At 35.7% G+C, this 26,445-nt stretch carries 26 protein-coding genes; 16 read left to right on the top strand and 10 right to left on the bottom strand.

Translation table 11 applies throughout. The features are described from left to right. Positions 1-182: 182 nt before the first annotated feature. The 7 genes from DIT68_RS15075 to DIT68_RS15105 all read left to right on the top strand — a co-directional run bounded on the left by DIT68_RS15075 (position 183) and on the right by DIT68_RS15105 (position 6,072). Entirely contained in the window at positions 183-581 is a 399-nt protein-coding gene (locus DIT68_RS15075; protein ID WP_109360655.1) for an OsmC family protein, read from the top strand. 334 nt (positions 582-915) lie between these two features. Then, positions 916-1,230 (top strand): hypothetical protein, encoded by a 315-nt coding sequence (locus DIT68_RS15080; protein ID WP_146194245.1) that lies wholly within the window; start codon positions 916-918, stop codon positions 1,228-1,230. A 153-nt stretch (positions 1,231-1,383) separates the two neighbouring features. Then, positions 1,384-3,033: a bifunctional metallophosphatase/5'-nucleotidase gene (locus DIT68_RS15085; RefSeq protein WP_109360703.1), complete on the top strand. Its 1,650-nt coding sequence runs from the start codon at positions 1,384-1,386 to the stop codon at positions 3,031-3,033. A gap of 181 nt (positions 3,034-3,214) precedes the next feature. Then, entirely contained in the window at positions 3,215-3,613 is a 399-nt protein-coding gene (locus DIT68_RS15090) for a DoxX family protein (RefSeq protein ID WP_199223435.1), read from the top strand. A gap of 48 nt (positions 3,614-3,661) precedes the next feature. Continuing rightward, a complete protein-coding gene (locus DIT68_RS15095) occupies positions 3,662-3,961 on the top strand; it encodes a nucleotidyltransferase family protein (RefSeq protein ID WP_109360657.1) in 300 nt (99 codons plus the stop codon). A 55-nt stretch (positions 3,962-4,016) separates the two neighbouring features. Continuing rightward, positions 4,017-4,445 carry a sulfur reduction protein DsrE gene (locus DIT68_RS15100; RefSeq protein WP_109360658.1) on the top strand — a complete coding sequence of 143 codons (429 nt, stop codon included), beginning with the start codon at positions 4,017-4,019 and terminating at the stop codon, positions 4,443-4,445. A gap of 331 nt (positions 4,446-4,776) precedes the next feature. After that, positions 4,777-6,072: a glycosyltransferase gene (locus DIT68_RS15105; protein ID WP_109360659.1), complete on the top strand. Its 1,296-nt coding sequence runs from the start codon at positions 4,777-4,779 to the stop codon at positions 6,070-6,072. 93 nt (positions 6,073-6,165) lie between these two features. On the opposite strand, the gene DIT68_RS15110 is transcribed toward DIT68_RS15105, so the two are convergent. The 4 genes from DIT68_RS15110 to DIT68_RS15125 are packed head-to-tail and all read right to left on the bottom strand — an operon-like array spanning position 6,166 to position 12,076. Beyond that, positions 6,166-7,473, bottom strand: coding sequence for a TolC family protein (locus DIT68_RS15110; RefSeq protein ID WP_109360660.1), 1,308 nt, complete (start codon positions 7,471-7,473; stop codon positions 6,166-6,168). Beyond that, positions 7,470-10,562: an efflux RND transporter permease subunit gene (locus tag DIT68_RS15115; protein WP_109360661.1), complete on the bottom strand. Its 3,093-nt coding sequence runs from the start codon at positions 10,560-10,562 to the stop codon at positions 7,470-7,472. The genes DIT68_RS15110 and DIT68_RS15115 overlap by 4 nt, the downstream gene beginning before the upstream one ends. Beyond that, a complete protein-coding gene (locus DIT68_RS15120) occupies positions 10,559-11,602 on the bottom strand; it encodes an efflux RND transporter periplasmic adaptor subunit (RefSeq protein ID WP_109360662.1) in 1,044 nt (347 codons plus the stop codon). The genes DIT68_RS15115 and DIT68_RS15120 overlap by 4 nt, the downstream gene beginning before the upstream one ends. A 3-nt stretch (positions 11,603-11,605) precedes the next feature. Beyond that, the gene (locus tag DIT68_RS15125) at positions 11,606-12,076 is read right to left on the bottom strand and encodes a MarR family transcriptional regulator (protein ID WP_109360663.1); all 471 of its coding nucleotides are present in this window, start codon (positions 12,074-12,076) and stop codon (positions 11,606-11,608) included. A gap of 364 nt (positions 12,077-12,440) precedes the next feature. Between DIT68_RS15125 and DIT68_RS15130 the strand changes: the two genes are divergently transcribed. Genes DIT68_RS15130 through DIT68_RS15140 form a run of 3 tightly spaced genes read left to right on the top strand, consistent with a single transcriptional unit; the run spans position 12,441 to position 15,274 of the window. Beyond that, positions 12,441-13,757, top strand: coding sequence for an AAA family ATPase (locus DIT68_RS15130; protein WP_109360664.1), 1,317 nt, complete (start codon positions 12,441-12,443; stop codon positions 13,755-13,757). A gap of 29 nt (positions 13,758-13,786) precedes the next feature. After that, positions 13,787-14,443: an RloB family protein gene (locus DIT68_RS15135; RefSeq protein WP_233244214.1), complete on the top strand. Its 657-nt coding sequence runs from the start codon at positions 13,787-13,789 to the stop codon at positions 14,441-14,443. Between the two features lie 57 nt (positions 14,444-14,500). After that, the gene (locus tag DIT68_RS15140; RefSeq protein ID WP_109360666.1) at positions 14,501-15,274 is read left to right on the top strand and encodes a S1/P1 nuclease; all 774 of its coding nucleotides are present in this window, start codon (positions 14,501-14,503) and stop codon (positions 15,272-15,274) included. An 836-nt stretch (positions 15,275-16,110) separates the two neighbouring features. Here the strand turns inward: DIT68_RS15140 and DIT68_RS15150 are convergent. From DIT68_RS15150 to DIT68_RS15180, 6 genes are all read right to left on the bottom strand, one after another. Next, positions 16,111-17,511 (bottom strand): TolC family protein, encoded by a 1,401-nt coding sequence (locus DIT68_RS15150; protein WP_109360668.1) that lies wholly within the window; start codon positions 17,509-17,511, stop codon positions 16,111-16,113. Beyond that, positions 17,508-18,860, bottom strand: a complete 1,353-nt coding sequence (locus tag DIT68_RS15155) for an HlyD family secretion protein (RefSeq protein ID WP_109360669.1) — start codon at positions 18,858-18,860, stop codon at positions 17,508-17,510. Before DIT68_RS15155 ends, DIT68_RS15150 begins: the two co-directional genes overlap by 4 nt. 1 nt (position 18,861) lies before the next feature. Next, positions 18,862-20,568 (bottom strand): peptidase domain-containing ABC transporter, encoded by a 1,707-nt coding sequence (locus DIT68_RS15160; protein WP_109360670.1) that lies wholly within the window; start codon positions 20,566-20,568, stop codon positions 18,862-18,864. Further along, entirely contained in the window at positions 20,569-21,255 is a 687-nt protein-coding gene (locus DIT68_RS15165) for a helix-turn-helix domain-containing protein (protein ID WP_109360671.1), read from the bottom strand. Between the two features lie 407 nt (positions 21,256-21,662). Beyond that, the gene (locus DIT68_RS15175) at positions 21,663-22,127 is read right to left on the bottom strand and encodes a hypothetical protein (protein WP_109360673.1); all 465 of its coding nucleotides are present in this window, start codon (positions 22,125-22,127) and stop codon (positions 21,663-21,665) included. Beyond that, complete coding sequence (locus DIT68_RS15180) at positions 22,090-22,821, bottom strand: 3'-5' exonuclease (protein ID WP_109360674.1); 732 nt, start codon at positions 22,819-22,821, stop codon at positions 22,090-22,092. The genes DIT68_RS15175 and DIT68_RS15180 overlap by 38 nt, the downstream gene beginning before the upstream one ends. A gap of 252 nt (positions 22,822-23,073) precedes the next feature. On the opposite strand from DIT68_RS15180, the gene DIT68_RS15185 reads away from it, so the two are divergent. The 6 genes from DIT68_RS15185 to DIT68_RS15210 all read left to right on the top strand — a co-directional run bounded on the left by DIT68_RS15185 (position 23,074) and on the right by DIT68_RS15210 (position 26,423). Then, positions 23,074-23,268: a hypothetical protein gene (locus tag DIT68_RS15185; RefSeq protein WP_109360675.1), complete on the top strand. Its 195-nt coding sequence runs from the start codon at positions 23,074-23,076 to the stop codon at positions 23,266-23,268. A gap of 242 nt (positions 23,269-23,510) precedes the next feature. Continuing rightward, on the top strand, positions 23,511-23,699 hold the full coding sequence (locus DIT68_RS15190; protein WP_109360676.1) for a hypothetical protein: 189 nt from the start codon (positions 23,511-23,513) through the stop codon (positions 23,697-23,699). Between the two features lie 191 nt (positions 23,700-23,890). Continuing rightward, the gene (locus tag DIT68_RS15195; RefSeq protein WP_109360677.1) at positions 23,891-24,124 is read left to right on the top strand and encodes a hypothetical protein; all 234 of its coding nucleotides are present in this window, start codon (positions 23,891-23,893) and stop codon (positions 24,122-24,124) included. A gap of 176 nt (positions 24,125-24,300) precedes the next feature. Continuing rightward, positions 24,301-24,660, top strand: a complete 360-nt coding sequence (locus tag DIT68_RS15200; protein ID WP_109360678.1) for a YraN family protein — start codon at positions 24,301-24,303, stop codon at positions 24,658-24,660. A gap of 146 nt (positions 24,661-24,806) precedes the next feature. Then, a complete protein-coding gene (locus tag DIT68_RS15205) occupies positions 24,807-25,694 on the top strand; it encodes a pseudouridine synthase (RefSeq protein WP_109360679.1) in 888 nt (295 codons plus the stop codon). After that, complete coding sequence (locus tag DIT68_RS15210; protein ID WP_109360680.1) at positions 25,695-26,423, top strand: hypothetical protein; 729 nt, start codon at positions 25,695-25,697, stop codon at positions 26,421-26,423. It abuts the gene before it with no gap. The last annotated feature ends 22 nt before the right edge of the window (positions 26,424-26,445 follow it).

A 26,445-nucleotide genomic window follows, 5' to 3' on the forward strand; every position in this document is an offset into this window, starting at 1 on the left:
GAAAAACACGCTCAAAAAGTGAGAAATTAAATCAATAAAATAGACAATAACGCTTAGTTAAAAATTGAAATTTATATTTCTCCTTTCTTAATTGGTTAAAACTAGCTGATGAATAAAGCGGGTTAATCCTTTATTCTTATATTTCATAATTGATTTTGAACTATTCATTTTAAAAAAAAGCTATGGACGCAACACAATCCAAAACCTTAGAAGGAAATTACGCTCTTGAAATTAAATCGGCCTCTGGACATACCATAATAGCAGACGAACCAGAAGACCTTGGAGGACAAAATAAAGGGATGTCACCTTATGAGTTGATCGCCGCAGCATTAGCGGCATGTACCTCTGCGACATTAGAAATGTACGCACAAAAAAAAGAATGGGATCTGAAAGGAGTAAAAACCAATATCAAGGTTATTCAAGGTGATAGACCAGCAGATTTACCAAGTATTCACAGAGAAATTGAATTGGAAGGAGAACTCGATAGTAAACAAAAAGAAAGACTCATGACCATTGCCAATAAATGTCCAATACACAAGCTCCTGACTGGACAAATAGAGATTAATTCAGAAATGAGATAATTACTCCTAAGTGTTTGCGCTGTATTTCTAATGTTTAATTATTAAGGTTTAGTGTTTAACGAGAGTTGCGCTGGACTTTTTTTCATTAAACCCCAATTTCAACGCAGTTGAAATTCAATCCCTTGGGCGTTAAACATTAATAATTAAACCTTAATCATTAAAAAAAAATCCAGTTAAAATAGGTTAAATACTCTTTACTGTGACTTTTGTCACCTAATTCCGAGAAGAGTTACCTTATCTTTGAATCGTGAATCAAAAAAAGAGAGAAAATAATATTTTGTTGTATTTTCAAGTATTGGCCTTCGGGCTGATACTTGTTTTTTCGCCTTGTTCTGTGCGGAATTCAATTCAAGACTCTCTTGGTGTAGCACAAACTGATGTTACCAATAAAAGCAAAACCACCAATAATTTGGAGGAGCTTTGTGCTTCTTTAAATGTAGATAATGCCGGAGATCATATTTCTGAAATTATCAATACAACTCCAGATCTACCTACTTTTGGAGCATTTAGAGAATTTGATTTTCAAAAAGAGTGGATAATCAATGAAGATATTTCATTAAGTGATTATGAATCACCTTCTACCGTAAAAGACAAAACCCCTTTATATCTTTTACATCAACAATTTAGAGTCTACCTGCAAGAGGCTTAAAATTATAAAATTGCATCAGCTTTTTTATACCGTTTGAGGAACGCATTTCCCTCACAAAAATCAAAAATTATTTTAGAGCAAGCTAGCTCATCATCATTATTTATTGGAGTCAATCAACAGGTTTGGTTTGCCTCAAATATTAAATTTTATCAAATGAAAAAAATACTTTCTATCCTCGTTGCAGGTAGTTTCTTAACTGCATGTGGATCAAACACGGATACAGAAAACAAAAGCATGGAATCAAATATCATTTCAGATAACAGTGGCGATACCATAACAATTCTTCAAACAGCAGATATTCATGGTCAAATAGAAGTGCACGACGAACTCTTCTGGGAAAATGAAGAAATCAGCTTTAGAAGATTGGGTGGAATGGCCAATATGAAAACACTTTTCAACTCCGAACGTGCTAAAAATCCAGAAGGAACAATAATTCTCGATGGTGGAGATCTGATTCAAGGTGGAGCAGTAGCAGCACTTTCGGAAGGTACCGCATTTTCTGGAATCGTAAAAGCAATGGAATATGATTTCTTAATCCCTGGAAACTGGGAGGTGGTTTACGGAAAAGAAAAGATGATTAATGTTCTTAAAGGATATGAAACACCAGTTATCGCAGCAAATATGTATGATGACAAAACAGAAGAATATATTTTCCCGCCTTATTTCATTAAAGAATTGAAAGGTGTTAAACTTGGGTTTATTTCTTATAATGATCCAGATATTCCTGTGCGCCAAAATCCTTCATTTAGTAAAGGAATCCGTTTCGATAAAGTGCATGATAATTTAGCCGCATTAGTCAACAAGTTAAAAGACGAAAAAGAGGTTGATATTCTGTTTTTAGTTACGCACATCGGAATTTCAAAGCAATTTGACTTATCGAACGACCCAACTTTAAGTAAAGTAGATTACATTTTAGGAAACGATACACACGAAAGAATTCGTGAACCACTTCAAGGAGAATTTTCTAGAGTTACAGAACCTGGAGCATTCGCATCATTCGTTGGGAAAATGCAATTGGTGTTCAAAGACGGTAAAATCACTTATGAGGGATATGAATTAATGGAAGTTGATCCTGAAATTTATGCGCCAGACGAAAAAGTAGCTGCAGTAATTAAGGAAGAGGTGGCTCCGTATAAAGATAAAATTAGCCGAGTTTTAGGATATACTTCTACACCTTTATACAGATATTTCGTAGTTGAAAATCCGATGGATAACTTTATTACAGATGCTTCAAGGTGGAAAACAGGAGCAGATATCTCAATTTCGAATGGATTTCGTTTTAGTCCACCACTTGTTCCTGGAAAAGACGGAAAAGCAGCAATCACCTACGAATATTTGTGGAATATGCTTCCTGTAAACGAGTACGTGAAAACAGGAAAAGCAACTGGTCAACAAATTCACGATTGGATGGAGAAAGAAATTCATAACGTTTTCGCAAAAGATCCAAAAGAACGTTTTGGAGGATGGTTGGTTCGTTTCTCAGGAATGACTTTGGAGTTTGATTCAAGTAAACCAAAAGGCGAACGTGTGATTAATATTACAATAGGAAATGAGCCGTTAGATTTGAAAAGAGTTTATACTGTTTCTGCTTGTCGTCGTGAGGGAGAACCAGATCACATGTTGTGTAGAATGCCAAATTTAACAGAAACCGAAGTGAAGGAATACACCGTTCACGAAGTGTTGGAGGAATACTTGAAGGAAAAAGGAACAATTTCACCTGTGAGAGATGGCCGTGCAAAAGCAGTAGATTTAGGTGATAATGTTTTGTCGCAATTGCCAGGAACAGATTATCATTTCCATTAATTAATTACGAATTACAAATTATCAATTACGAATTGTGTACTTCCCTAAATAGGGTTGGCCGTTTTGGTTAATATTCTTAATTTATTCACTTCCTCGGAAAGAAATAGAATTAAAGCGCCTCCCTCCCGATTATAATCGGGAAGGGTGATAAATGGGGAGGATTTTTTTAAATAATAATATCATGAATTCAACATTCGAAGTAAAAAGGTCATCAGTGGTTATTTTGCGAATGATGTTAAGCGGAATTTTTATCGTGGCGAGTTTAAACCATTTATTTAATTTGGAGAAAACCGTTTCACGAATAGAACAAGCTAATTTTGGAGCGATCGGTCAACTTTTGGGTACACCAGAAGTGGCCGTAATCGCCTCTGGAATCTTAATGCTCATCGCAGGAATAGCGCTTTTGATTGGGTTTAAGACCAAGTGGGCGGCAATTTTGCTTCTTTTGGTTTTGATTCCAATTACATTAACCATTCAAGTAGGACAAGTTCAAACCATGGGACCACTATTTAAAAATATCGGTTTGGCTGGTGGACTTTTGTTCTTCGCTATGAATGACATTCAATTCCGAAAAACATAGGCGAAATTTCATAAATAAAAATTGTATATTTGAGTTAACTTTATTGCTATGATTGACGCTAAAGAAATATTAAATTATTTAACCTTAAAAAAGAATAGGTTTGAAAAGGAATGCCATTTGGTGGAAATCGGCATTTTTGGTTCTATTGCTAGAGGAGAGCAAAATGAAAAATCTGATATTGACTTGATAGTCGAATTTGAAGAGAATACTCCAGATTTATACGCTATTAAGCAACGGTTAAAAGATGAAATACAAACAATGTTCAATCGTCCTGTAGATATTTGCAGAGAGAAGTACATCAAACCAATATTCAAAAGCCAAATTCTTTCAGACGCTAAGTATGCATAACTATTCAAAGCATCAAGTACTTTGAATAAATAATCAAATTATAAAAACAGAAAAAATGAAAAATATAATAACAATAATTACACTCGCGCTTGTATTTGTTTTCGCACAAACAGCAGTTGCCCAAAACCTAGACAGCATAGATACAAACAAGAAAAACTATATTGTATTAACCAAAAAAGTGGGCCAACTGAAACCAATTTCACTTGCTGCAGACGAAATGAAGAAAGAAGACGGAGCAGATTTCGGTGAATTCCATGTTGTGTTTTGTGGAAAAAACATTGATGATTTAACAGACAAAAAACGCATGGTAAAACATTTAGAAAGACTCAATAAAAGCGGAGTGAAACTTATCGCATGTGGCTTTTCATTGAAGAAATTCGATGTCAATCCAGAGAAATTACCAGAAGGAATCGAGATCGTAGATAACGGAATCGCCTATGGTTTGAAATTGAAGAAAAAGGGCTTTTATGGGATGGAACTGTAGAGCCTAAAGGGCTTTCCTTGTTAAATTCCAGTTTCTCTTTAAGATGGTATTTACTGTTTTTAGGAGGAACTGGATTTTTTGTTTTTGGGGCTGCCACTGAAAATTCTTGACAACAAATTGATCAAGAAGATCAGGGTCGGGTCATCAGCTATATCTCTGACAAAAATGTCAGAGGATGCCGCTACTACCCCTCATCCGAAACGAGGCTTCGACTATTCATTAATAGGTCTTATTCAATCCGTAATTACCCTCGCTACTGCGAGATTTCATCTTATGGTTGTAAGAATCCCATTTCATTTCTTATTTTTGAAATTCCACATTTTATAAACCAATGAACTCAACAAAGAAAGTACTCGTTATCGCATACTATTGGCCGCCAAGCGGAGGAGCAGGAGTACAGCGTTGGTTAAAACTTACCAAATATTTAGCGAGACTTGGACACGAAGTACATGTTATATCAGTTGATCCTGAGAAAGCAAGTTATTTTAATTTAGATGAAAGTCTGAAAAACGATATCCATCCAAATGTAAAAGTACATTTATCCGATTCATTCGAGCCTATAAATATATACAGTCGAATGGTGGGGAAAAAAAATGTGCCTACTGCCGGATACTCTAATGTAGACGAGCAGCATTGGAAACAGAAATTGGTAAGCGGAATTAGGAGCAATATTTTTATCCCAGATCCTAGAATTGGATGGAGAAATCATGCCTACAAAAAAGCAATGGAAATAATCGCAAGCGAAAATATTCAGAATGTGATTACTACTTCGCCACCACATTCTACTCAGTTAATTGGACTAAAACTCAAACGAAAACTAAAAGATAAAATTAAGTGGATAGTCGATTTTAGAGATCCTTGGACGGATATTTATTACTATCCATTATTACAACATTCTAAGATTTCTCATCGTCTAAATTTAAAATTAGAACGTCAAGTGGTAGAGGAGTCTGACAGAATAATTACTGTTGGCGAAGGATTTAAAGCTTCTTTTTTATCGAAAACAAATAATGTAAAATCAGATAAATTCGAAATTATTTCAAATGCCTTCGATCCAGATGATTTTAAAATGAAAGATGAGGTTCACCCAGATAAAGATGTTTTCTTGGCTTCTTACATAGGAACAGTATCTGACAAATATGAACCAGACGTGTTTTTCGAAGCACTAGGACAACTTGCCAAAGATTTTCCAGATGCACCAATTCAATTTAAAGCAACTGGGGTTGTGTCGGAAAGATTACAAGAATTAATTGTCGATAATTTAGGCGATAAAGCATCATTTCATGCTCCAGTTCCCCACGAACAAGCGGTACACGCCATGCTAAAATCTCGTGTGCTTTTGTTAATTACTCCAGGAATTGAAGGAACCATTCCCGGAAAAACATTTGAGTACTTAGCTTCAGGACGAAGAATTGTAAGCATAGGAAAAGGAGACAGCGCAAAAGCAATTATTCAATGCAATGCTGGGGCAGCATTCGAACGCTCCGAAAAACAAGCGGTTTACGATTATTTGAAATCAGCTTTATTAGATTTTCAAAACAATATTCCTTTCGAAACGAATTACGAGGAACTCAAAAAAATGTCTTGGAATTACAAAGCAGCTCAGGTTGCTGAACTGCTTCGATAACTTTAATATTTCGCTGCCGCGAGCTTGCGCTGCTGCGAGGTTGATGGCTGCTGCGAGATTACATCTCGTAGCATGGTTTTCAAAGCTTATTTCTTAAAATAAACTTTGAAAACCACCACTCAACAAAGAAATATTTAACCTTGCGGTTTGGTATTCAATTTGAGATTGCAACAATCTTCCTTCTGCTTGAATGGCACTGTACTGAATTTCCCTGAGTTCTAAAGGTGTAATACTACCCGCTTTTAAAGCCGTCTCAGAAATGTCAATAATGGACTTCGTTTGTGAAATATTGCGTTGCTCAAACAATAGTTTTTCCTCCGCAAACTGCATTACTTCGTAATAATTACGCAAATCTGCCAAAGCATTGATGGAGTCATTTTGATAAGCTAACTGAGAACGTTCTTCGTTTAATCTGCTGTTTTTTAATTCTGTTGCACGCGATAAATGATTCAAAATACTCCATTTTGCTGTAATTCCTATGCTAGGTCCGTAACTTCTATTCGAAGCCAAGAAACCAACTTCGTTTACGGAATTTCCATAATCGTAAGCAGCATAAAAGCTCAATTGCGGATAAAATCTACTTTGTGCTTCTTTCGTTGATAATTCAGAAATGGCAATATTCGATTTTGCCTGCATGATAGAAGTGTTTTGCTCCATAAATTGACTTGCAATTGCATTCCATTCTTGCTTTTTCTCTTGCGCACCTAAATCTCCTTCAACGATTATCTCCTCCGTAACAGGAAGCTGCAAAACTTTACTTAAATCAGCTTTTACTTGTGCCTGAGATTGCTGATTCGCTATGTATGCCGCGCTATCAGCGGTTAAATCTAACTCAGCTTGCATTAACTGAATTCTATTTGCAGCACCACTGTTGAACCGACTTTGCATATAATCTTTACGCATTTTAGACAATTCAATGGCACCAGTGTACACTTCTTCCATTTCCTGAAGTGAAAGAAGTGTGTAGTAATTCACCACCGCTTCATAGATTTTCATTTCCATTGAAGCACGTAAGTTCAACTCGCTAAAACGCTCCAACTCCTCTAGTTTTTTGTCTGTTGCAAACATTTTGAAACCATCAAAAAAGGTCCAGTTTAACATTGCTCCAGCACTGAAAGCTCTATTACTTGCATTTGTTGCCTCGTTAACATCTCCGCTGATGAATTCCTGTCGTGCAGTGCTCTGTGCTAGGTCTTGTGTTGCTTGAACATCAAGTGTTGGCAAGTATCCTGCTGCACCAATATTGTTTTCATTCTTTGCAATTTCAGTATCAATTTTTGCAATTTGAATACCGAAATTCTGCGATAAAACACGGCTTACGACTTGTTCTAACCCCAGTTTTTCTTGCGCGATGGATAGTGAACTAAGCAATAATATGCTACTCAAAATTAGTGTTCTCATGATTCTAATGCTTTGTTTTCAGTTGCTTCTATAGATTCTACTGATTTTTTCTGTTTTGAAGAAATGTAAATGTAAAGTCCTGGAATAATGTAAAGAGTTAAGACCAAAGAGAATGTTAATCCTCCAATAATTGCAAGTCCCATGGGAACACGACTGGTTGCAGCATCTCCCAAGGCCAACGCAATTGGAAGTGCTCCTAAAATGGTAGCCAGTGAAGTCATCAAAATAGGTCTAAATCGTGCGGAAGAAGCATCAATTATAGCAGACTTTAGAGTTAGTCCAGCGTTCTTACGTTGATTTGCGAACTCTACAATCAAAATACCGTTTTTGGTTACTAATCCAACCAATACAATAATTCCAATCTGACTAAAAATATTTAGGGTGTGACCAAATATCCAAAGGGTGAGTACTGCACCTGCAAGTGCCAGAGGTACTGTTAACATAATTGTAAAAGGATCTCTGAAACTTTCGAATTGTGCCGACAATACTAGATAAACAAGAATTAACGCCAATCCAAAAGCGAAAATTAAACTGTTACCACTTTCCATAAATTCTTTTGAAGTACCTGCCAAAGAAGTTGTATAAGAAGCATCCAGTAGTTCTTCTGCAATTTTATCCATTGTTTCAATACCGTCTCCTATTGTTTTACCTGGAACTGGTGAGGCTTGAATAGTCGCAGAGGCATATCTGTTGTAGCGATACAATTGAGGTGGACTTGATTCGTCTTTTAAGTCGACCAAATTGCTCAATGGAATTAATTCCCCACTTTTGCTGCGCACATTTATTTCTTGCAAGTCTTTTGGCTCATTCCTGAATTCTTTTTGCGCTTGGCCAATTACTTCATATTGTTTCCCATTTTTGATGAAATATCCGTAGCGCTGACCAGAGAAATAAAGCTGCATCGTTTGAGCAATATCTAATACTGAAACACCAACCATACTCGCTTTGTCACGATTGATGGTTACTTGGAGTTCTGGTTTGTTGAATTTTAAGTCGACATCTACAATCTGGAAATCACCACTTTCTTTGGCTTTATCCATAAAATCAGGAATAACTTTTTCTAATTTTTCCAAAGTTGGCGCTTGCAGTACATATTGAACAGGTAAACCTCTTCCTCGACCACCTCCAATAGTTTGTTCTTGAACTACGAATGTTCTTGCAAAATTAAATTCCTTCAGTTTGCCAGTGATTTCATTGGCTATTTCATCCTGACTTTTTTTCCTTTCTCCTTTAGGTAAAAGGTTCAAGCGCACGAAACCAGTGTTGGTAGAAATTGATGAACCAAATCCAGGAGCAGTAACAGAAAGCAGATTTTTTCTTTCCTCTAAAGTGTCGACATAAGAAATGATTTCTTGTTGAAATTCATCCATGCGTTCAAAAGATGTTCCCTCTGGAGCTGTGCTCATAATCATCAAACGACTTTTATCTTCCATTGGGGCCAGTTCAGACTGTAGTTGGCTTCCGAAAACAAATATCGAAGCAATAATTAACGCCATATAAATAAATGCCTGCCAAGGACGTCTCATGAAGGCAATTAATGAGCGTTTGTAGCCCCTCTCCATTCCATTAAAGAATTTTTCAGACTTCACAAAAAGTTTGCTCTTCGCTTTGGATTTCTTCAATAATCGGGAAGACATCATCGGTGTTAGCGTTAAAGAAACGAAGGAAGAAATAATGACAGAGCCGGCGACGACGACTCCAAACTCTCTAAATAATCTTCCTGTTAAACCATCTAAGAAGATTACAGGCATAAATACTGCTGTAAGCGTAATTGTCGTTGCTAAAATTGCGAAGATTATTTCATTGGCTCCTTCAATTGCTGCTTTTTTGGGTTTCATACCCCGTTCAATCTTTGTATAAATATTTTCCATTACTACAATGGCATCATCCACTACAAGCCCTGTGGTTAGAACAATTGCCAAAAGAGTTAAGATATTAATAGAGAAATCCATCAAATACATGATGAAGAATGTACCTATTAACGAAATTGGAATAGCAATAATTGGAACCAAAGTTGTCCTCCAGTTTCTCAAAAACAAGAAAACAACCAAAACTACAAGTAAGAAAGAAATGATTACCGTTTCTTGAACTTCTGAGATAGACTTTCTAATGTTTTCGGTTGTATCTAGTGCTACTCCAAGTTTTATATCTTCTGGTAAATCTGCACTAATACTGTTGATTTTCTCATAAATTTCATCAACAATTTCAATGTAGTTTGCACCAGGTTGGGGCTGTATCGCAATACCAATCATTGGAACACCGCCATTTCCACGGAGAATTGTTCTTTCGTTTTCCGGACGCATTTCAGCCACTCCAATATCACTCAACCTTATAATTTCACCATTTTCTTCTCGGATGATGAGATTATTAAATTCTTTTTCTGTGGAAAGCCTTCCAAAAGTTCGAATGGTTAATTCTACATTGTCTCCTTCAATTCTACCAGAAGGCAGTTCAATATTTTCTTTCAATAATGCTGATCTAACCTCTGTTGCTGTAATGTTTTTGGCCGTCATTTTATTGGGCTCCAACATCAATTTCATTGAAAACTTCTTCTCTCCCCAAAGATAAATCCTACTGATTCCAGAAATGGTTTGTAAACGTTCCTTAAATAAGTTGATCCCAATATCTGTAAGTTCCAACAGACTTCTGTTATCGGATTGAACAGTCATTGAGAAAATAGTTTCCGCATCCGCATCAGACTTGGCTACAATTGGTGGGTCTGCATCGTCGGGCAACATTCGAATGGCGCCAGAAACTTTATCTCGAATGTCATTGGCTGCATTATCGAGATCCAAGTCTAAGTTGAATTCTACTGTAATCGTGCTTCGTCCATCACTACTCACAGAGGTCATAGTACGAATTCCTTGAACCTGATTTACCGCTTCCTCAATGGGTTCGGTAATTTGAGATTCTATAATGTCGGCATTTGCACCGGGATAGTTGGTGGTTACCGTTATAATTGGTGGATCCACTGAAGGGAATTCTCTAACGCCTAAGGAGTAAAATCCTATAGCACCGAAAATGACGATCACAATGGACAAAACCATTGCTAGCACCGGTCGGTTTATGCTTACTGATGATATGCTCATTTAACTTCGTTTTTCGCTTTAATTGATACTCCTGGTCTCATTCCTAATAATCCAGTCATAATTACGGTGTCGTTTGCTTTTATATCTCCGAACAATTGCACATTGGTACTGGAACGATTCCCAATATTTACATTTCTTTTTGCTGCTTTTCCGTTTTCAAACACCCAAACAATTTGTCCGTCAATTACAGATACAATTGCTGATGCGGGTACGGTAATAGTGTTAGCAGATTCCCCTAGGTTATAATCAATATTTACAAATCCACCTGCCACAATGTTTTTGCTCTCTCCAACTTTCGCTCTTACATTCAACATTTGTGTATTTTGATTAATAACTGGGCTAAAGGCATACACTTCCGCATGTACAGGAGTTGGGTTTAATGAGTCAGAAGGTGTTCTTAAAGTGACTTTCTGACCTTTTTTTACTTTGTGAGCATAACGCTGTGAGATGGCGAAATCAACTTTTAATTGGTTTGTTTGTGCCAAAACAGTGATCAAATCGCTAGTGGTAATGAAAGCGCCTTCACTAATTTCTCTTAAACCAACAATTCCCTCAAATGGAGCAGTGATTCTTCCTTTAGAAATTTGAACATCTAAAGATTGGATCTGAGCCTTCAAAGAATTGACATTAGATTCTGCTTGCTCAAAAGCCTCTTGCGTACCTGCTTCACTTTCGAAAAGCGTTTGCTTTCTTGCCTGGTCTTTCTTTGCTAATTCTAAATCAACTTTCAGCTTGTTTCTATTTGATTGCAAAATATCTGTATCAACAGTAAGCAATAGTTGACCTTTTTTCACTAAGTCTCCTTCTTGAAAATGAATTTTTTTAACTCTCCCGTTGATCTCGCTGTATACATTTACTTGTTCGAAAGGCATGGTTTTGCCCGGAACAGTAATTGTTTCTTCAAACGGTTCAGACTTAGTGACAAAAAAATCAACATTTGTGTAGTCGATTTTTCCCGTGTTTGTCTTTAGTCCAGGGTCTTCACTACAAGAAAAGGCAAGCATCAAAGGAATTGAAAAAAGGAGTATTTTTATTTTCATCGTTTATTTATTTAATCTTTTATAGTCGAATACAATTCTTTCACCATCAATTGGCCCAACTTTATTCGCTAAGTCGGTTATTTCAGACAAAACAAGATCTTTAGTGCTTTTGCTAAGTACACTTGTAAATTCTTGATCTGTTTCAATTAATGCTTTTTCTATAATCGGAACATATTCCTTCCCGTATTTCGTCACATGCAACAAGAAAGACCGCTTATCGTTTGGATGCTTTAACTTCTCTATGAAGCCATTTTCCATGAGATACTTCAAAATTCTAACTACAAGTACTTTATCTGTTTGAAGAATTTCTGCCAATCTTTTTGAGGTGATTTCTCCATCGTTATTTGAAATTACCCAGAAAGGATAGAAATACTTATCAATTGGCAAGTCTTTTAACTTAGCGCTAAATACGCTAAGGTAATTCTTGGTTAAAACCACAAATAATCTCCCCAGTGGAGTGATTTGTTTCTTCATTTTTTAAATACTCTATCGTTCCTAAAAAAAGTTTACAAAGTTAACCAATTAACATTCTGTTTTCACTATTGTTTATATAAGTTCTAAATAAAATGTTAAAAGGCGGGGAGTGGGTTTTCAAATTTTAGAAGTAATTAGTTTTTGCAAGAAAACCCCAAATATCCGTCAATGGGAAGGTCAGACTCTGCACATCGCAGCCATCGCACTAATAAATATAAACTCCTGATAATATAGAACTTCACAAGCCTTATCTATGGAATCTTCTTATCAATGACTTGAAAATCCGTAGTTTTCTTACGAACACTCGATTAGAAGTTAGTCCTTATTCTTATATTTGCATAAAATATGAAAATAATCATTTAACATGAAAATTCAAGAATTTAGTTTCGGTAACTACAAATCATTTAAAGATATTCAAACTTTAAATCTTTCATCTGCAAATATAAAATCAAGTAAACCAAATCTTGATGTTCTAAACGTGATTAAAGGTGAGAACAAAGAGGCTGTTTCATTTTTGAAGTCAAAAGCAATATACGGCGCAAACGCAAGTGGAAAAAGTAACATAATAAAAGCCTTGGTTTCATTTGTGAGAATTATTCGAACGTCTGTAAAAGATGAAAAGGCATTGAATGCAGTGGAGTCATTTAAACTTTCAACGGAGACTGAAAATGAACCTACTTTTTTTCAAATGATTTTTTGGCATAACAATATTAAATTTAGATATGGTTTTGAAGCTGATAACGAAAAGATAGTTTCAGAATGGTTGTATGGAAAACCAAAAGGTAGAGATTTACCATTTTTTATTCGTGATAATCAAGAAGTCATAAAACTTGATAAAACTAATTACTCTGAAGGGAATAAGTTACTCACTTTGTTGGACGATGATTCGGATGAAAATGAAGTTTTTAGAAATAATTCCTTGTTTTTGTCAACGCTGGCCACATTTGGGTTCGGGAAATTATCGAAACAAATTATTGATAGTTTAGGGTCTATTATTGTAGTTAACGGTTTAGGTCATCAGGGTATGTATCGATATGCAGGTGATGCTTTAAATGATTTAAATAAGAAGAAATATATAATTGATTTTCTAAAATATGGAGACATTGGAATTGAGGATTTGACTGCTATGGAGGTTTCTCTTGAGGATTTACCTGATATAAATGAAAGGATAAGAAATGTATTTGAAGATAATAAAAAAGGTAAGATTCTTGTTTCAACAAGAAAGAAGTATGATGAAAATAAGGTCTTTAATGAGACACATTCGTTTCCTTTTATCGGTCATGAATCGGAAGGAACTAAAAAACTTTTTGAACTAAGCCCTCTTATTTACGATGCAATAAATAATCAATCTCCAATTTTTATTGATGAATTTGATGCAAGATTTCATCCATTATTGACAAAGAAAATTCTTGAATTATTCAATTCAGAAAGTAATATTGGGTCTCAACTTGTTTTTACAACGCATGATTCTAATCTTTTGTCTCCAAATTTATTAAGACGAGATCAAATAGAATTTGTTGAAAAAGATAAATATGGAGCAAGTCATTTGTATTCTTTGGCTCAATTTAAAGGTGTTAGAAATACATCTTCTTTTGAAAAAGATTATATTCAAGGCAAATATGGAGCTATCCCTTTTTTAGGAGATTTTAGAAAGCTGATGAAAATAAAAGAAGATGCCTAAAAAAAACAAAAGCTATTAAGAAAACAGATGTGAAAGCGAAAAAGCCTTGGTTGAAAAAGACGAAATCTTCTGTTTATCAATTGGAAACAAAAGAAACTTTTAAGATAATTTTGATAGTTTGTGAAGGACAAACTGAAAAGTTATATTTTGAATCATTTCCTGTTTTAACACTAAAAGTGGAGGCTGTAGACTTAAAAGGGCAAAGTAAATTAAAATTAATTGAGTCGACAACTCTAATGTTAAAAAGCAAAGACGTTGAATATGATGAGGTGTGGTGCGTTTTTGATATGGACTTAAGAAATGGTGAAAGGGAGTTTTCCGATTTTGATAATGCTATTTCAAAAGGAAGAACTTTAGGATATAAAATAGCATATTCCAACGATTCTTTTGAACTGTGGTACTATTTGCATTATAACTACACAGAGCAAAAACACCACAGAAAATTTTATTATAAGTTTCTTGGTGAACGATGGGGTTTGAATTATGAAAAGAGTGGTAAATCATATAGATTCAGTAAAAGTATTTATTTGAAATTGGAGGAAGATGCTGAAGCATCACAAGAAAACGCTATCGAAAACGGCAGAAGATTGTTAAACATTCAATCAGACCTGCCTTTTCATCAACAAAATCCTGTTTCATTGGTTTATCAGCTAGTGGTGTATCTTAATGAAAATAAACGAGGATAAACTTTTTCAAAGTAATGGTTCTTAAATTTCTTCTAACTTTATCCAAAATTTAATATGATGAAGAATTTAATCCTGTCTTTCACGTTTTTATTAATGCTAATAATTCCTTTTCAAGGAAATTCTTGGGGGATGCTAGGTCACCGAGTTGTTGGTGAAGTAGCAAGCAAGCATTTAAATGAGGCAACAAAGCACAAAATTCAAAGTATTTTGGGTAATCAAACTTTGGCAGAGGTAAGTAATTGGATGGATGATATTAAATCTGATGAAAAATATGACTCTTTAAAACCTTGGCATTATGTGACCATTCCTGATGGAATGAAATACAGCGAAACAAATTTAAATCCAAAAGGGGATGTGATTTCAGGGATTAATTTTGTTGTTAATCAATTGAAAAGAGATGATTTAGATGTACAGCTAGAAAAAGAGTATCTTATGATTTTGGTTCATTTAGTTGGAGATATTCACCAACCTCTTCATGTAGGGAATGGGAAGGATAGAGGAGGAAATCAAGCCAAGGTAACATGGTTTGGAACAAATTCTAATTTGCACAGGGTTTGGGACAGCGATATTGTAGACGGTAAAAAATACAGCTACACGGAGTTAACCGAAATTATTAATCACCCCACACACGAGGAAGTTGTTTCTTGGCAATCAGACAGCGTTGAAGATTGGGCGCATCAATGTATGCCTTTCCGTGATGGGATTTACGATTTTGAAAGCGATTATGGTTGGGAGTATAAATATCAATACGCGCATTGGGGAACACTAAAAATGCAATTATTGAAAGGCGGTGTGCGCTTAGCAGGAATTCTAAATGAAATTTATGGCTAGACAGTGACTGATCATTCGATAGAGTTTAGATAGAGTTCTTCCCCGCCAACACCGCAGGTGTAAACTCTCCACCTCCAAACACGTCAACTGAATAAAGCCCTCTGCGCCCTTTGCTTCTCCCGCATCTCTGCGTCACTCTTTTTTTCTTTGCCAATCTTTGCACCTCCGAGGTAACCCTTCCTGAGACACTCCTTCGCGCATCTTTGCCCCTTAGCGAGACTCCGCGTAATTCTCCTTTTTTCTCTTCGTAACCCTTCCTGAGACACCCCTTCGCGCATCTTTGCGTCTTAGCGAGACTCCGCGTAATTCTCCTTTTTTCTCTTCATAACCCTTCCTGAGACACTCCTTCGCGCATCTTTGCCCCTTAGCGAGACTCCGCGTAATTCTTCTTTTCTCTGCGTAACCCTTCCTGAAACACTCCTTCGCGCATCTTTGCACCTTAGCGAGACTCCGCGTAATTTTCCTTTTTTCTCTTCGTAACCCTTCCTGAGACACTCCTTCGCTCATCTTTGCCCCTTAGCGAGACTCCGCGTAATTTTCCTTTTTTCTCCACGTCACCCTTCCTGAGACACTCCTTCGCGCATCTTTGCGCCTTAGCGAGACTCCGCGTAATTCTCCTTTTTTCTCTTCATAACCCTTCCTGAGTCACTCCTTCGCGCATCTTTGCGCCTTAGCGAGACTCCGCGTAATTCTCCTTTTTTCTCTTCATAACCCTTCCTGAGACACTCCTTCGCGCATCTTTGCACCTTTGCGAGACTTCGCGTAACTCTTCTTTTCTCTGCGAAACCTCATTTATCTCTGCGGTAAAACCCATATCCAACCCTCACTTTTCCAAATCAATCCAAGCTCCCCAATTCATACTCAATATTCATGAACGCTTTCTGTGATTTAATCAATAAATCAATAAATTTGATTTGCGTGTTGATGAAGCTCCATTCTCTGGCATTAACAAGGAAGAGCGAACTTTCTCCTGCTTCAAATTTTTGTTGTTCCGCTTGTAATAACCGATTGGTGCTATTCACAATCGTTGTATAACCTGATAATTGTTGTTGTGTGGTTTCCCAAGTATTTATAGCGGCTTTCAGGTTCAGGCTCAGTGAACGTTCAGTTTGATCAATTTCATATTGTTTTTCTAATATAAAAATGTTTGTTTTTTGGAGTTGCCCTCTTTCTTTTCTCAGAAAAATAGGCATCTTAAAGGATAGTCCCCAATTATAATTGTTCATGGAATAAGCTTGAATGACGTCTCCATCAATGGGTTCATTTAATGCATTATATTTTAAATCAAACTTTGGTTTTAATCGTTCTAAATCTAATTGCCGCTGTATATTAAGTTGTTCCAAATACAATTGCTTTTTGGCTAATTTTGGATGGTTTTCAATTAAGGAATCTAGATGTAGTTTCATTGATGCTAAGTCCAATTTGTTTTCGAATTGATTTGAACTTGGCGGAACTATGTCGGCACTTAATTCTAGTGGAACCCCATCTTGATTCCATAAATAAATTTCCAATTCGGCATTGCTATTTCTGTACTCTAAAATTGCATCTTGCAATAATATAGATCTGTTTTGATACTGAATGAATGCTTCAACTGTATCGATGCTCGCATTTTCACCTACAATTGAAGAGCGCTTTGTTGAATTGTAGCGAATTTTAGCCAACTCTTCTCCTTCTTTATAGATTTTGTATTTGCGCGATGCGCCCACCCATTTCCAATAGGATGAAATCGCTTCCTTCATTAAATCGTTCATTAAAATCCGTTGTTCTGCTTCGCTAATTTTCTGATAGACCTGGGCCTTTCTTAAATCAGCCCTGCGCTGATCGATAAACAAATCTTGACCGAGAGGAATAGAAATTCCTGCGTAAACCAAGCCGTTAGCGGGTGTTCCACGTTGCGGATTCACGTAGTTTCCGTTTGATTGTTCGTATCCAGCATCTATTTCTATTCCAAACCAAGTTGGAATTTTCATTCCGGCATTCAGTAAGTCGTAATACTGTTTATCGTCAAAGTATTTTTGGCTTAAATCGCCATATAGATAAGGATCAAAAGCTCCACGGTTGGCTTTCAGATTTTCTTTTCCATACTCAATTTTTAAATTCGCCTGTTTTGCCAATGGATGAAATTCCCTTACGATTTTGAGAAAATCAACTAAGCCTAAAACTTGCGTTGAATCTTGAGCCACTGTGGATGAAGCAAAAAAAGACAGTGCAATATATAAAAGGTATTTTCTGATCATTTCTCCTTTTCTTTTGAGTTGCTAGTTCCATTGCTGTAATAATCAGGTGGGAACCCATTAAATTGACGCCATAATTCATACCAAATAGGTACATCTGAAAGCAATAGCATGCTGTTTGCTCCACCACCTAGACTCAAAACTTCAGGCCAGCTTTGTTTTGTTGTGTCTGGTTCTACCAAAATTCTGAATGTTCCATCGGCTTGCGCAAAACGATCTATTGCGTTTACTGTTCCACCGAAAGTTCCATAGCTTTTATTTGGCCACCCAGAAAACACAATTGCAGGCCATCCGTCAAATTGAATTCTAACGTGTTGACCTTTTTTGAGTAAAGGAATGTTTATTGGCTGAACAAACATTTCTACTGCGAGATCGGCATTTGCAGGCATAATACTTACGATTTGCTGATTCTCTTTTATCATTTCCCCAATTCCGGTAGTTAAAGATTCAGTGATATACCCATCCTGTGGAGAGGTCACATAATATAGTCCTTGTCTGACCTGATAATTCGATAATTTATTTTCTAAAGAACGTAAGTCTTTTATTGCACTCATTTGATTAGAGGCTGTGCTAAATTTTTCAGAGTTAATTTTGGAAATGCTGATGTTGTAATCATTTCTAATCGTAGTTAACTCGATTTGCGCATTGATTACTTCGTTTCGGGATGCCAATAAATCATTTTCTGCACCTATTTGTTCTGCGATGGTTTTTTGATATTTTAGTTTTCGACTTTCAAATTCAGTTTGTGACTTTAAACCGTCGTTAAATAACTCCTCAAACCTGTCCAACTGTTTTTTGGCGATTTCTTCATTTAATGTTGTCGCCACATATTTGATACTGTCGCTTTTTACTTTTAACTGGGCTTGTTTTAGTTTGTTTTTGGCTTGCTCCAATTTAAGACTTAGCACAGCTTGCAGGTTTTTAATCTGATCTTCCAAAGTGTTTACCTTACTCGAATAGGCTTCAATTGACTTTTCTGATGCCTCTACTTGGTCCGTTGTTCTTTCCACTAATTGTGGATCGAAATACTCTGATTTTATTTCAGATATTTTCACAATGGTATCTCCTCGTTTCACGAAATCTCCTTCTCGAACAAACCACTCTTCAATTCTTCCCGGAATGATAGAATGTAACATTTGTGGTCGAGACTCGGGAGATAAAGCGGTAACAGTTCCTCTTGCTCGAATATTTTGAGTCCAAGGGACAAATAGAAAGATGATGAAAATTATTAATGCACCAGTTAGAATTCTAGGGAGAACCCTGTGGCCAACTCTGTTTTTTACAATTGTTAAAGCGCTATACTTTGAACTGTTTATTTTCTTATGAATAGGATTCTTCGATAGGTTTAGCATCTTACAAAGTTTTTAATGTTGTTTTAACTTGGTCATAACTTCCATGGCTGATTATGCTTCCTGACTGCATTACCACAACTTTATCAGCTTTTTTGAGTACTTCTTCATTCTTAGAGCTCATGAGTATTGTCCATTGATTTTCTCTGTCAAAGAGGAACTTGAGCACTTTACTTCTGTCCACTTTTTTTAGTTGCTCTAAAGAGTTTTCCAACACAAGTAATTTTGGCTTGTCTACAATACTGCGGGCAATAAGTATTTGTTGAACCACACTTTTAGGGAGTGATTTTCCATTAGGTAAAACTAGAGTGTTGTAACCTTGTGGTAATTCGCTAATGAATTTTGTTAGGCCTACATTTTCTGTTGCCCAACGTATGTTTTGTGGTGTTGCCTGACTTCTTCCTACGGCAATGTTTTCCATGATTGTGCCATAAAAAAGGTCTTCCTGTTTTAAGTTGGTACCAACCAAACTTCTCAAAGACTCTAAGTTTAGACTGCCTATTGAAAGGTCATTAAACGCTAAGTTACCCTGCTGAGTTTCATAAAGGCCTAATGCGATTTGTAGCATTGTATTTTTTCCAGAGCCCATAGGACCAGTAATTACAACTCTTTCGTTGGCCGATATATTGAGCTTTATCTCTTTAAGGGTGTAATTGTTGTTTCCTGGATATTGGAAGCTGATTTTGTTAAAGTCAATCTTTAGTCCTCCTGATGGCAAGGTTTCTCTTAAATCTATTCCTTCATCGGGTTCTAGGGCTAAATCTGTTACTTGAGCCACTTTTTCAATACCTGTGAGTACGTCATAAACCGTATCAATATCTCGAATCAATTTCTCAACAGAATTAATAATCATTACAATAATTATTTCTGCTGCAACAAACTGTCCAATATTCATTTGTTGTTCCATTACCAAAACACCACCTATAATAAGAAGACCAGCAACAATTAAAACTTTGAAAATAACCAGTGCTGAATATTGGGAAACTAAAACCTTGAAATGTTTTTCTCTTGCATTTAAATATTTCTCAGCATGTACATTGGAACGTTCCAAGACGTAATCTGTTTTTCCAGCGAGTTTGAAACTAATACTTGTTCTCCCTGCTTCCTCAAGCCAATGTACAAGACTATATTTATGACTAGATTCTTCTAAACTCGTGTTTAGTCCTTTTCGCCCCATGAACTTAAACATTAAATAGAAAATGATAATCAATAAAAAACTGTAAATGATGAAAAACGGATGGTAAAGCGATAAGAGAATTAATCCTAGAAAAACTTGTATTCCTGCAGTAGAAATAGAAGTTAATAATTTCGACATTCCCTTTTGAATGGTCATGACATCAAAAAAACGATTAATAAGTTCAGGGGTGTATTTTTTAAATAAATCCTCAAATTTAATCCTTGGAATGCGGTAAGCGAATTCAAAAGAAGCTCTAGTGAAAATACTTTGCTGAATGTTTTCCGTAATTCTAAGTTGAAGAATCTGAAGTACGCCTTTTACAGCAAACCCCAGTACAACTACCAGTACCATTACAATCCATGCAGAATTGATTTGTCCCACTTGAATTAAGTTAATGATGGCCTGAATACCCAAGGGTAAAGTTAGTCCTGTTAGTCCTGCGAAAAATGAATAGTAATAAACATTCCTGATGTCTTTTCCGTCTACTCTAACAAGTTGCCAAAATCGTTTTGTTATGGATAACTTTTCTTCCATTTACTTTGGTTTTATGGCGTTTAATGCCAGGTTTAAGAAGAAGTCTTGTATGTTGTCTACTTCTTTCTTTGTGCTAAGGTTGGTTAAAGACGGTAAATGATTTCCAAAAAACCTCTGCAAATGCGTTCCTTCAATAACTGTGGATACCAACATCTGCGGATAAGGATATTCAGGATTTATTTCTAATATAATTGCACTTACTCGGTTTACAACAGATTTGTAATTCGAAAAAACACCATGCTTGTTTTCATCATCTACAAGTTTGTTGATGTATGCTTTTGCAGATTCATCATAAACGACTTTCTGGAGTTTACGTTCGTTAATGTTTTTAAAATCACTATCCACTTGAGTGTCCTCTGTGAGTATTGTAAAAGCATTTTTTAATTGTAACTCCTTGTCTTCGATGTTGGTTGTCGCCAGTATAAGCTTCGATTCTGTCCAGCCCCAAAACCAAATCGTTAAATAGAGGAGAATCTTGTTTTTATTTTCAAAATAACGATAGATAGAAGCCTCAGTTGATTTGATTTCTATGGCTAGTTTCTTGAACGTAAAGGCTTCAAAGCCTATTTCAAACATAAGATCGATACTGCCTGAAATGATTCTCTTACCCAAGTCACTGCTTTCAGGGTCTTTTAAAAATAGATAGTCGTTTACCTTAATTTGGATATTAGAAAGAAATTGCTGCATATTGATTGTATTTCATGCAAATATAATAGTAAAACTATTAATTCAGTATTTTTTACTATTATTTTAAGAATAATTTGCAAGTTGGATGTTTCATATCTAAATCAAGTAAATATGATAAACCGCTAGATCTTCACAAAATACAGGGATTCCCTTCCACAATAAAACCATTTTCTCACTACCAGAGGTGTGATCTCACCGTAACTCACCACAAAAAACTAAGTAAAATCTCAGTGTCCTCCGCGAAACCTCCAAGACCTCCGGGGTAAAACCATTTTCTCACCACCGGAGGTGTGATCTCACTGTAACCCACCACAAAAAAACTAAGTAAAATCTCAGCTTCCTCCGCGAAACCTCCATGACCTCTGCGGTAAAACCATTTCGCACAAAGTAGAACACCCACCAAAGATTTACTCTTGTCCTCTCTTTCTTATTACAAACAGCCATCCCAACACAGGATGAGGTTCTATACTTAAATCTAGGATTTGTAAATTCTTAATTTTCTTGCGCCAGATTTTATAATTGGATTTGCTTATGGCTTCTTGTTCAGACAAAAATGTGTTTTCTTCAAAATCCTTAAATGCACTTTTGTTTTTTGCTGTAAATAAGAATCCACCTGGTTCGTACTCGTTTGTGGAGGGTAAGAATGTTAGGGTCGAATCTAAAGCGCTTATTTTAAAACCTAGGCTGTCAATTGTTGTCATGTTTTTACTGCTCCAATTTTGGATTTGACTAAAAAATGAGGAAATCAATTCGTCTTTGGTAATTACTTTTTCTTCTTCCAATTCTGATTTGCTGGGATTGCTTTCGCATGAGCTTAGAGCAATCAATACCGCACTAAGAATAAAAAATATCACTTTCTTCAACCAAACCATCACCTTTCATTTTTAAAAATAACTGAATCAACGCCACCACGTCTTTTTCGCAATATACTTTTATTCTTTCAAGGTCATTCTCCTCGTAGTAAACTCTTGCCACATCTGCTCCTGAGATGTCGTCTTTTGGCGTCGGGATTTTGAAAATATGACACAATAGTGGGAGGGAGGTGAAGTGTTTATAATCTCCAAATTTCCATAACTCTAAAGTGTCCAAATGGTTTATTTCCCATGGCTTTTTGCCCGCTATGTCAAGTGGGGCTGGTAATTTGATTCCGTTAATTAACATTCTTCGCGCTATATAAGGAAAGTCGAATTCTTTTCCGTTATGTCCGCAAAGTAAACTGTTTGGATCGCTGTAGTAGTCGTTCAGTAGGGTAGCAAAGTTTTTTAGTAGAGTTTCCTCGTCATCATGATAAAATGATTTCAGACGAATACTTTTACCTGTTACCACTCCAGATTTTGGTTTGTTGACATAGCCTACAGAAATACAGACAATCTTCCCGAATTCAGCTAAAATTCCGGCATTCTCACTGTAAACCTCACTTTCAAACTCTTCTCCTCTTTGTTTGAACCGTGTTTTTTTATTAAACAACTCCGCTGTGGTTTCGTCTAATTCCTTGTAATCATAAACCTGTGGGACAGTTTCTATATCCAGGAATAAAATTTTTTCTAAGTTGATCTTGTCAAGCATAATTTGTGTTTTAATCCCAAGGTAGTTTTTTTGTTCAATATTTTAAAAGAAAGTACCAAAAAAAAGCAAGAATTTAAATTAGTCACAGACACGCTTTATTTTTTAACAAAGCTTTCGAAAGTAGATTTTGAGGGTTTGAACGTGAAGATTAACGAGCATTTATCCTTAACTAATGTTTGTATCCCTTGTATTTTCTTAACACTTTGATCCTCATCCAATCTGTACTTTTGAATTGAATCAAAATAAATTATTATGAAAAAAGTACTGTTTGTTGGAATGATTTTCGGCGGTTTGGCCTTAACATCTTGTAAAAAGGATTATAAATGCACCTATGATCTTGGTGGAGTAGAGGTGGTTGATACCTATGACAATTTGGATAAGGACGAGGCCGATTCAAAAGAGTCTCAATGTGAAGTATTGGGAGGTGATTGGGAGCTAGATTTGTAATGAATCGTTTGCAGAAACTGATCCTTACTTGTTTTTCAATGAATGTCTAACTTGTTTTACAAGAATAGATGAGTCAAGTTCCTTAATATTGCTCTTTATTTAATGTGATACGTTTAAATACCTAGTCCTAAGTAATGTGTGCTTTTTTATGTTTGGAAATGAGAAATAAAACGAAAATATGTTAATAGATCTAAATTTATTTTATACTTTTGTCGGTAATTAAATTTTTAAAAAACATTATTATGAAAAAAGTATTATTTGTTGGGATGGTATTCGGAGCTTTAGCTTTAACTTCTTGTAAAAAAGATTACACTTGTGATTTCGGAATGGAAGGTGTTCCTAATCAAGAGTATACAGATTTAGATAAAGATGAAGCTGATGCAGCTGAATCAGCATGTAAATTAGTAGGTGGAACTTGGTCAGAAAAATAATCTGAAACATTTTTTACAATTAAGGAACTCGAAAGAGTTCCTTTTTTTATGCAATATAAATTAGTGATTAGCTCCTATTCTTAGGGAGTCTATAGATTCTTAATTCTCGAAAAATCCTTTTCCAAGCAATCAATGTCTCCAATAATTAATTAAATTCGTTCAAATTTTAAAATTAATTTAAATCACTAATTATGAAAAAGGTACTATTTATTGGGATGTTATTTGGAGGTTTGGCTTTAACTTCATGTAAGAAAGATTACACTTGTGAGTGCACAACTACTACAAACATGGAAGGAATTGCCGATACTTCGTTTTCTGAAACGATAAACGATAAAAAAGATGAAGCGAAAGAGAAATGCGAAAGCATGTCAACTTCTGTAACGTCAGGAGATTTCTACACAAAAACAGATTGCATAATCTTATAATCAAGATTTTAATTGATTAGGTAAATATAGAAAAGTCAGTTATTCAACTGGCTTTTTTTCGTTTAAAACTTTCGAATAAACCAAAATCTAACTATAGGTCGAAGTTTTTAACACAATCTATCTAGGTTTAACGAATAATATTTCCGAACTTAAGATCAACCTAAAAACAAAAGAAGATGACCACCAAAGAATTAGGAGACTTGGGAGAGCTGAAAGCACAAGAGTTTCTGAGACAAAAAGGATTTCAAATTACCGATACAAACTACCGTTTCAATAGAAATGAAATAGATATTATCTACTCATTGCCCGGAAAGGTTGTTTTTGTAGAAGTTAAAACCAGGCAAACTGCAGAAATTGGACCACCTTGGAAATCGGTTACCCGTCACAAACAGCGTCAAATCATAAAATGCGCACATCAATATATTGTTTCTCGAGACTTGGATATTGAAGCACAGTTTGATATTATTTCAATCGTTCATAATAGACATGGTACCTTTATAGAACATATAGAGGAAGCATTCTATCCTAGATTGTAAGTAGACCGAAAATCCGGTAAAGTCTATGTACTTCGAACTTGTAAGATTAAAATCTGTGTTTTGAATAGGAATTATAGGATTATCAATTATCAATTGATAATTTATCAATTATCATTCTCTATCTTTGCAATATAATTATATGAAATATGAGTAAAAATACTGGAGGAAATCCAAAAAGCAAGGAAATGCGTGGTAAAGGGAAGTCCAAGTACAGCGGTAGTCCGAGTAAGTATTTATCTAAAGGAAAAGGGAAAATTTCAACGGGCGCGGCAGGCTTACCGAAAAGAAGTCGTACAAGTCAGGGAGAGCCTTTGCCAAAGTTTGATGACAAAATTAGATTGAATAAATATATAGCGAATGCAGGAATCTGTTCTCGTAGGGAAGCAGACACACTAATTGCGTCTGGTACTGTTAGCGTAAACGGAAAAGTGATTACAGAATTTGGTTATAAAGTTAATCCTACTGATGTGGTGCGCTATGATGGTGCTACGATTAAGCGCGATGTGAAAAGATATATTTTGGTGAATAAACCAAAAGATTTTGGAGTGCGATATTCAGAGGATCCCGCAAAGAAGTCTGTATACAATTTAATCCAGAAAGCAGGTAAAGAAATGCTCTATCCTGTAGGGAAAATGGACAGAAGTGCATGTGGTTTAATTCTGTATACCAACGATGCTGATATGGACAAAAAACTGATGCACCCTAAGTTTAAGGTTTCTCAATTGTTCCATGTTGTTTTAAAAACAATAATGTCGGAAGAAGACTTGGAGAAATTAACCAAAGGATTGTTTGTGGATGACATGATGTTCAGTGCGGAAGAGGCCAGCTTTATTAATGGAAAAGGACACAATGAAATTGGTGTTAAAATTTTCTCTAATAAAAGCAATAAGGTGAAGTTGATGATGGGGAAACTGGGGTATGAAATTATCAAAATGGACCGTGTTGAATTTGCTGGTCTAGATAAAAAAGACTTACCAAGAGGTCAGTTTAGACACTTGACGGAAAAAGAAGTTTCGTTTTTAAAAATGAGTTAAATGAAGTATTTATTATTTATAGTAGGGCTTGTTTTCTTACTGGTTTCTTGCGATTCAAATGGTGGAGAACAAGAGTTGTCTGGAAGTGAGCCTGGACATAGCAAGGCTGATTATTTTTATCCTACAGATAGTTTGATTCCATATATTTATGTTTTTCAGAACGTAAACGAACCTTTGGATGAAAAGATTTTGCGTATTTATCGTTCAGAAACAGACTCTGCTAATGCATTAGTTGTTGAATTTTATAATTCCGACATGAAAATAACTGAAGGCTATACGCATGATATCAATGATGGTTTTAAAGTACTTGATCACATGATCGTGGATGGGGACGGTTTGAAAAGACAGGCTAAGCTTACCTCAAATACTTTCTTCCCTAAAGATATGAATGACCAAACTCAATTTCTATCTGATTTTCCTTCACATCTAGATTCTCTAACGATGATTTATCAATCGAAAAGAAGAATACTAGAGCAAGATAAAAATGTAGAGGTCTTAGGGCAAGATGTCCCAGCTCTTGTTATAGAGGACTCTGTAAAAGTACTTTTTGCGAATCCATACACTCAAAAGAGCAGTGGGCAAGGAGTGATGATTACTAGAACATTTGCAAAGGGTTATGGAATGGTCGCTTGGTCGGCAAATAACCAGGAAATAATGTATAAACTCGAGAAGATTCTGCCAAATAAATGGTGGGATGAGTATGGTCCAACACCACAAATAATGCCCTAAAAATATTAAGGTTATGATTGTG

The organism is Brumimicrobium oceani, assembly GCF_003143775.1.
GTDB classification, from domain to species: domain Bacteria; phylum Bacteroidota; class Bacteroidia; order Flavobacteriales_D; family Crocinitomicaceae; genus Brumimicrobium; species Brumimicrobium oceani.

What these genes read in the sequence shown, in the direction of transcription:
- DIT68_RS15085 (WP_109360703.1), top strand. Translation starts at nt 1,384, where the DNA reads ATGAAAAAAATACTTTCTATCCTCGTTGCAGGTAGTTTCTTAACTGCA.
- DIT68_RS15160 (WP_109360670.1), bottom strand. Translation starts at nt 20,568, where the DNA reads ATGGAAGAAAAGTTATCCATAACAAAACGATTTTGGCAACTTGTTAGA.
- DIT68_RS15165 (WP_109360671.1), bottom strand. Translation starts at nt 21,255, where the DNA reads ATGCAGCAATTTCTTTCTAATATCCAAATTAAGGTAAACGACTATCTA.
- DIT68_RS15190 (WP_109360676.1), top strand. Translation starts at nt 23,511, where the DNA reads ATGAAAAAAGTATTATTTGTTGGGATGGTATTCGGAGCTTTAGCTTTA.
- DIT68_RS15200 (WP_109360678.1), top strand. Translation starts at nt 24,301, where the DNA reads ATGACCACCAAAGAATTAGGAGACTTGGGAGAGCTGAAAGCACAAGAG.
- DIT68_RS15095 (WP_109360657.1), top strand. Translation starts at nt 3,662, where the DNA reads ATGATTGACGCTAAAGAAATATTAAATTATTTAACCTTAAAAAAGAAT.
- DIT68_RS15180 (WP_109360674.1), bottom strand. Translation starts at nt 22,821, where the DNA reads ATGCTTGACAAGATCAACTTAGAAAAAATTTTATTCCTGGATATAGAA.
- DIT68_RS15175 (WP_109360673.1), bottom strand. Translation starts at nt 22,127, where the DNA reads ATGGTTTGGTTGAAGAAAGTGATATTTTTTATTCTTAGTGCGGTATTG.
- DIT68_RS15205 (WP_109360679.1), top strand. Translation starts at nt 24,807, where the DNA reads ATGAGTAAAAATACTGGAGGAAATCCAAAAAGCAAGGAAATGCGTGGT.
- DIT68_RS15125 (WP_109360663.1), bottom strand. Translation starts at nt 12,076, where the DNA reads ATGAAGAAACAAATCACTCCACTGGGGAGATTATTTGTGGTTTTAACC.
- DIT68_RS15150 (WP_109360668.1), bottom strand. Translation starts at nt 17,511, where the DNA reads ATGATCAGAAAATACCTTTTATATATTGCACTGTCTTTTTTTGCTTCA.
- DIT68_RS15140 (WP_109360666.1), top strand. Translation starts at nt 14,501, where the DNA reads ATGAAGAATTTAATCCTGTCTTTCACGTTTTTATTAATGCTAATAATT.
- DIT68_RS15210 (WP_109360680.1), top strand. Translation starts at nt 25,695, where the DNA reads ATGAAGTATTTATTATTTATAGTAGGGCTTGTTTTCTTACTGGTTTCT.
- DIT68_RS15110 (WP_109360660.1), bottom strand. Translation starts at nt 7,473, where the DNA reads ATGAGAACACTAATTTTGAGTAGCATATTATTGCTTAGTTCACTATCC.
- DIT68_RS15105 (WP_109360659.1), top strand. Translation starts at nt 4,777, where the DNA reads ATGAACTCAACAAAGAAAGTACTCGTTATCGCATACTATTGGCCGCCA.
- DIT68_RS15195 (WP_109360677.1), top strand. Translation starts at nt 23,891, where the DNA reads ATGAAAAAGGTACTATTTATTGGGATGTTATTTGGAGGTTTGGCTTTA.
- DIT68_RS15090 (WP_199223435.1), top strand. Translation starts at nt 3,215, where the DNA reads ATGAATTCAACATTCGAAGTAAAAAGGTCATCAGTGGTTATTTTGCGA.
- DIT68_RS15100 (WP_109360658.1), top strand. Translation starts at nt 4,017, where the DNA reads ATGAAAAATATAATAACAATAATTACACTCGCGCTTGTATTTGTTTTC.
- DIT68_RS15075 (WP_109360655.1), top strand. Translation starts at nt 183, where the DNA reads ATGGACGCAACACAATCCAAAACCTTAGAAGGAAATTACGCTCTTGAA.
- DIT68_RS15185 (WP_109360675.1), top strand. Translation starts at nt 23,074, where the DNA reads ATGAAAAAAGTACTGTTTGTTGGAATGATTTTCGGCGGTTTGGCCTTA.
- DIT68_RS15115 (WP_109360661.1), bottom strand. Translation starts at nt 10,562, where the DNA reads ATGAGCATATCATCAGTAAGCATAAACCGACCGGTGCTAGCAATGGTT.
- DIT68_RS15130 (WP_109360664.1), top strand. Translation starts at nt 12,441, where the DNA reads ATGAAAATTCAAGAATTTAGTTTCGGTAACTACAAATCATTTAAAGAT.
- DIT68_RS15155 (WP_109360669.1), bottom strand. Translation starts at nt 18,860, where the DNA reads ATGCTAAACCTATCGAAGAATCCTATTCATAAGAAAATAAACAGTTCA.
- DIT68_RS15120 (WP_109360662.1), bottom strand. Translation starts at nt 11,602, where the DNA reads ATGAAAATAAAAATACTCCTTTTTTCAATTCCTTTGATGCTTGCCTTT.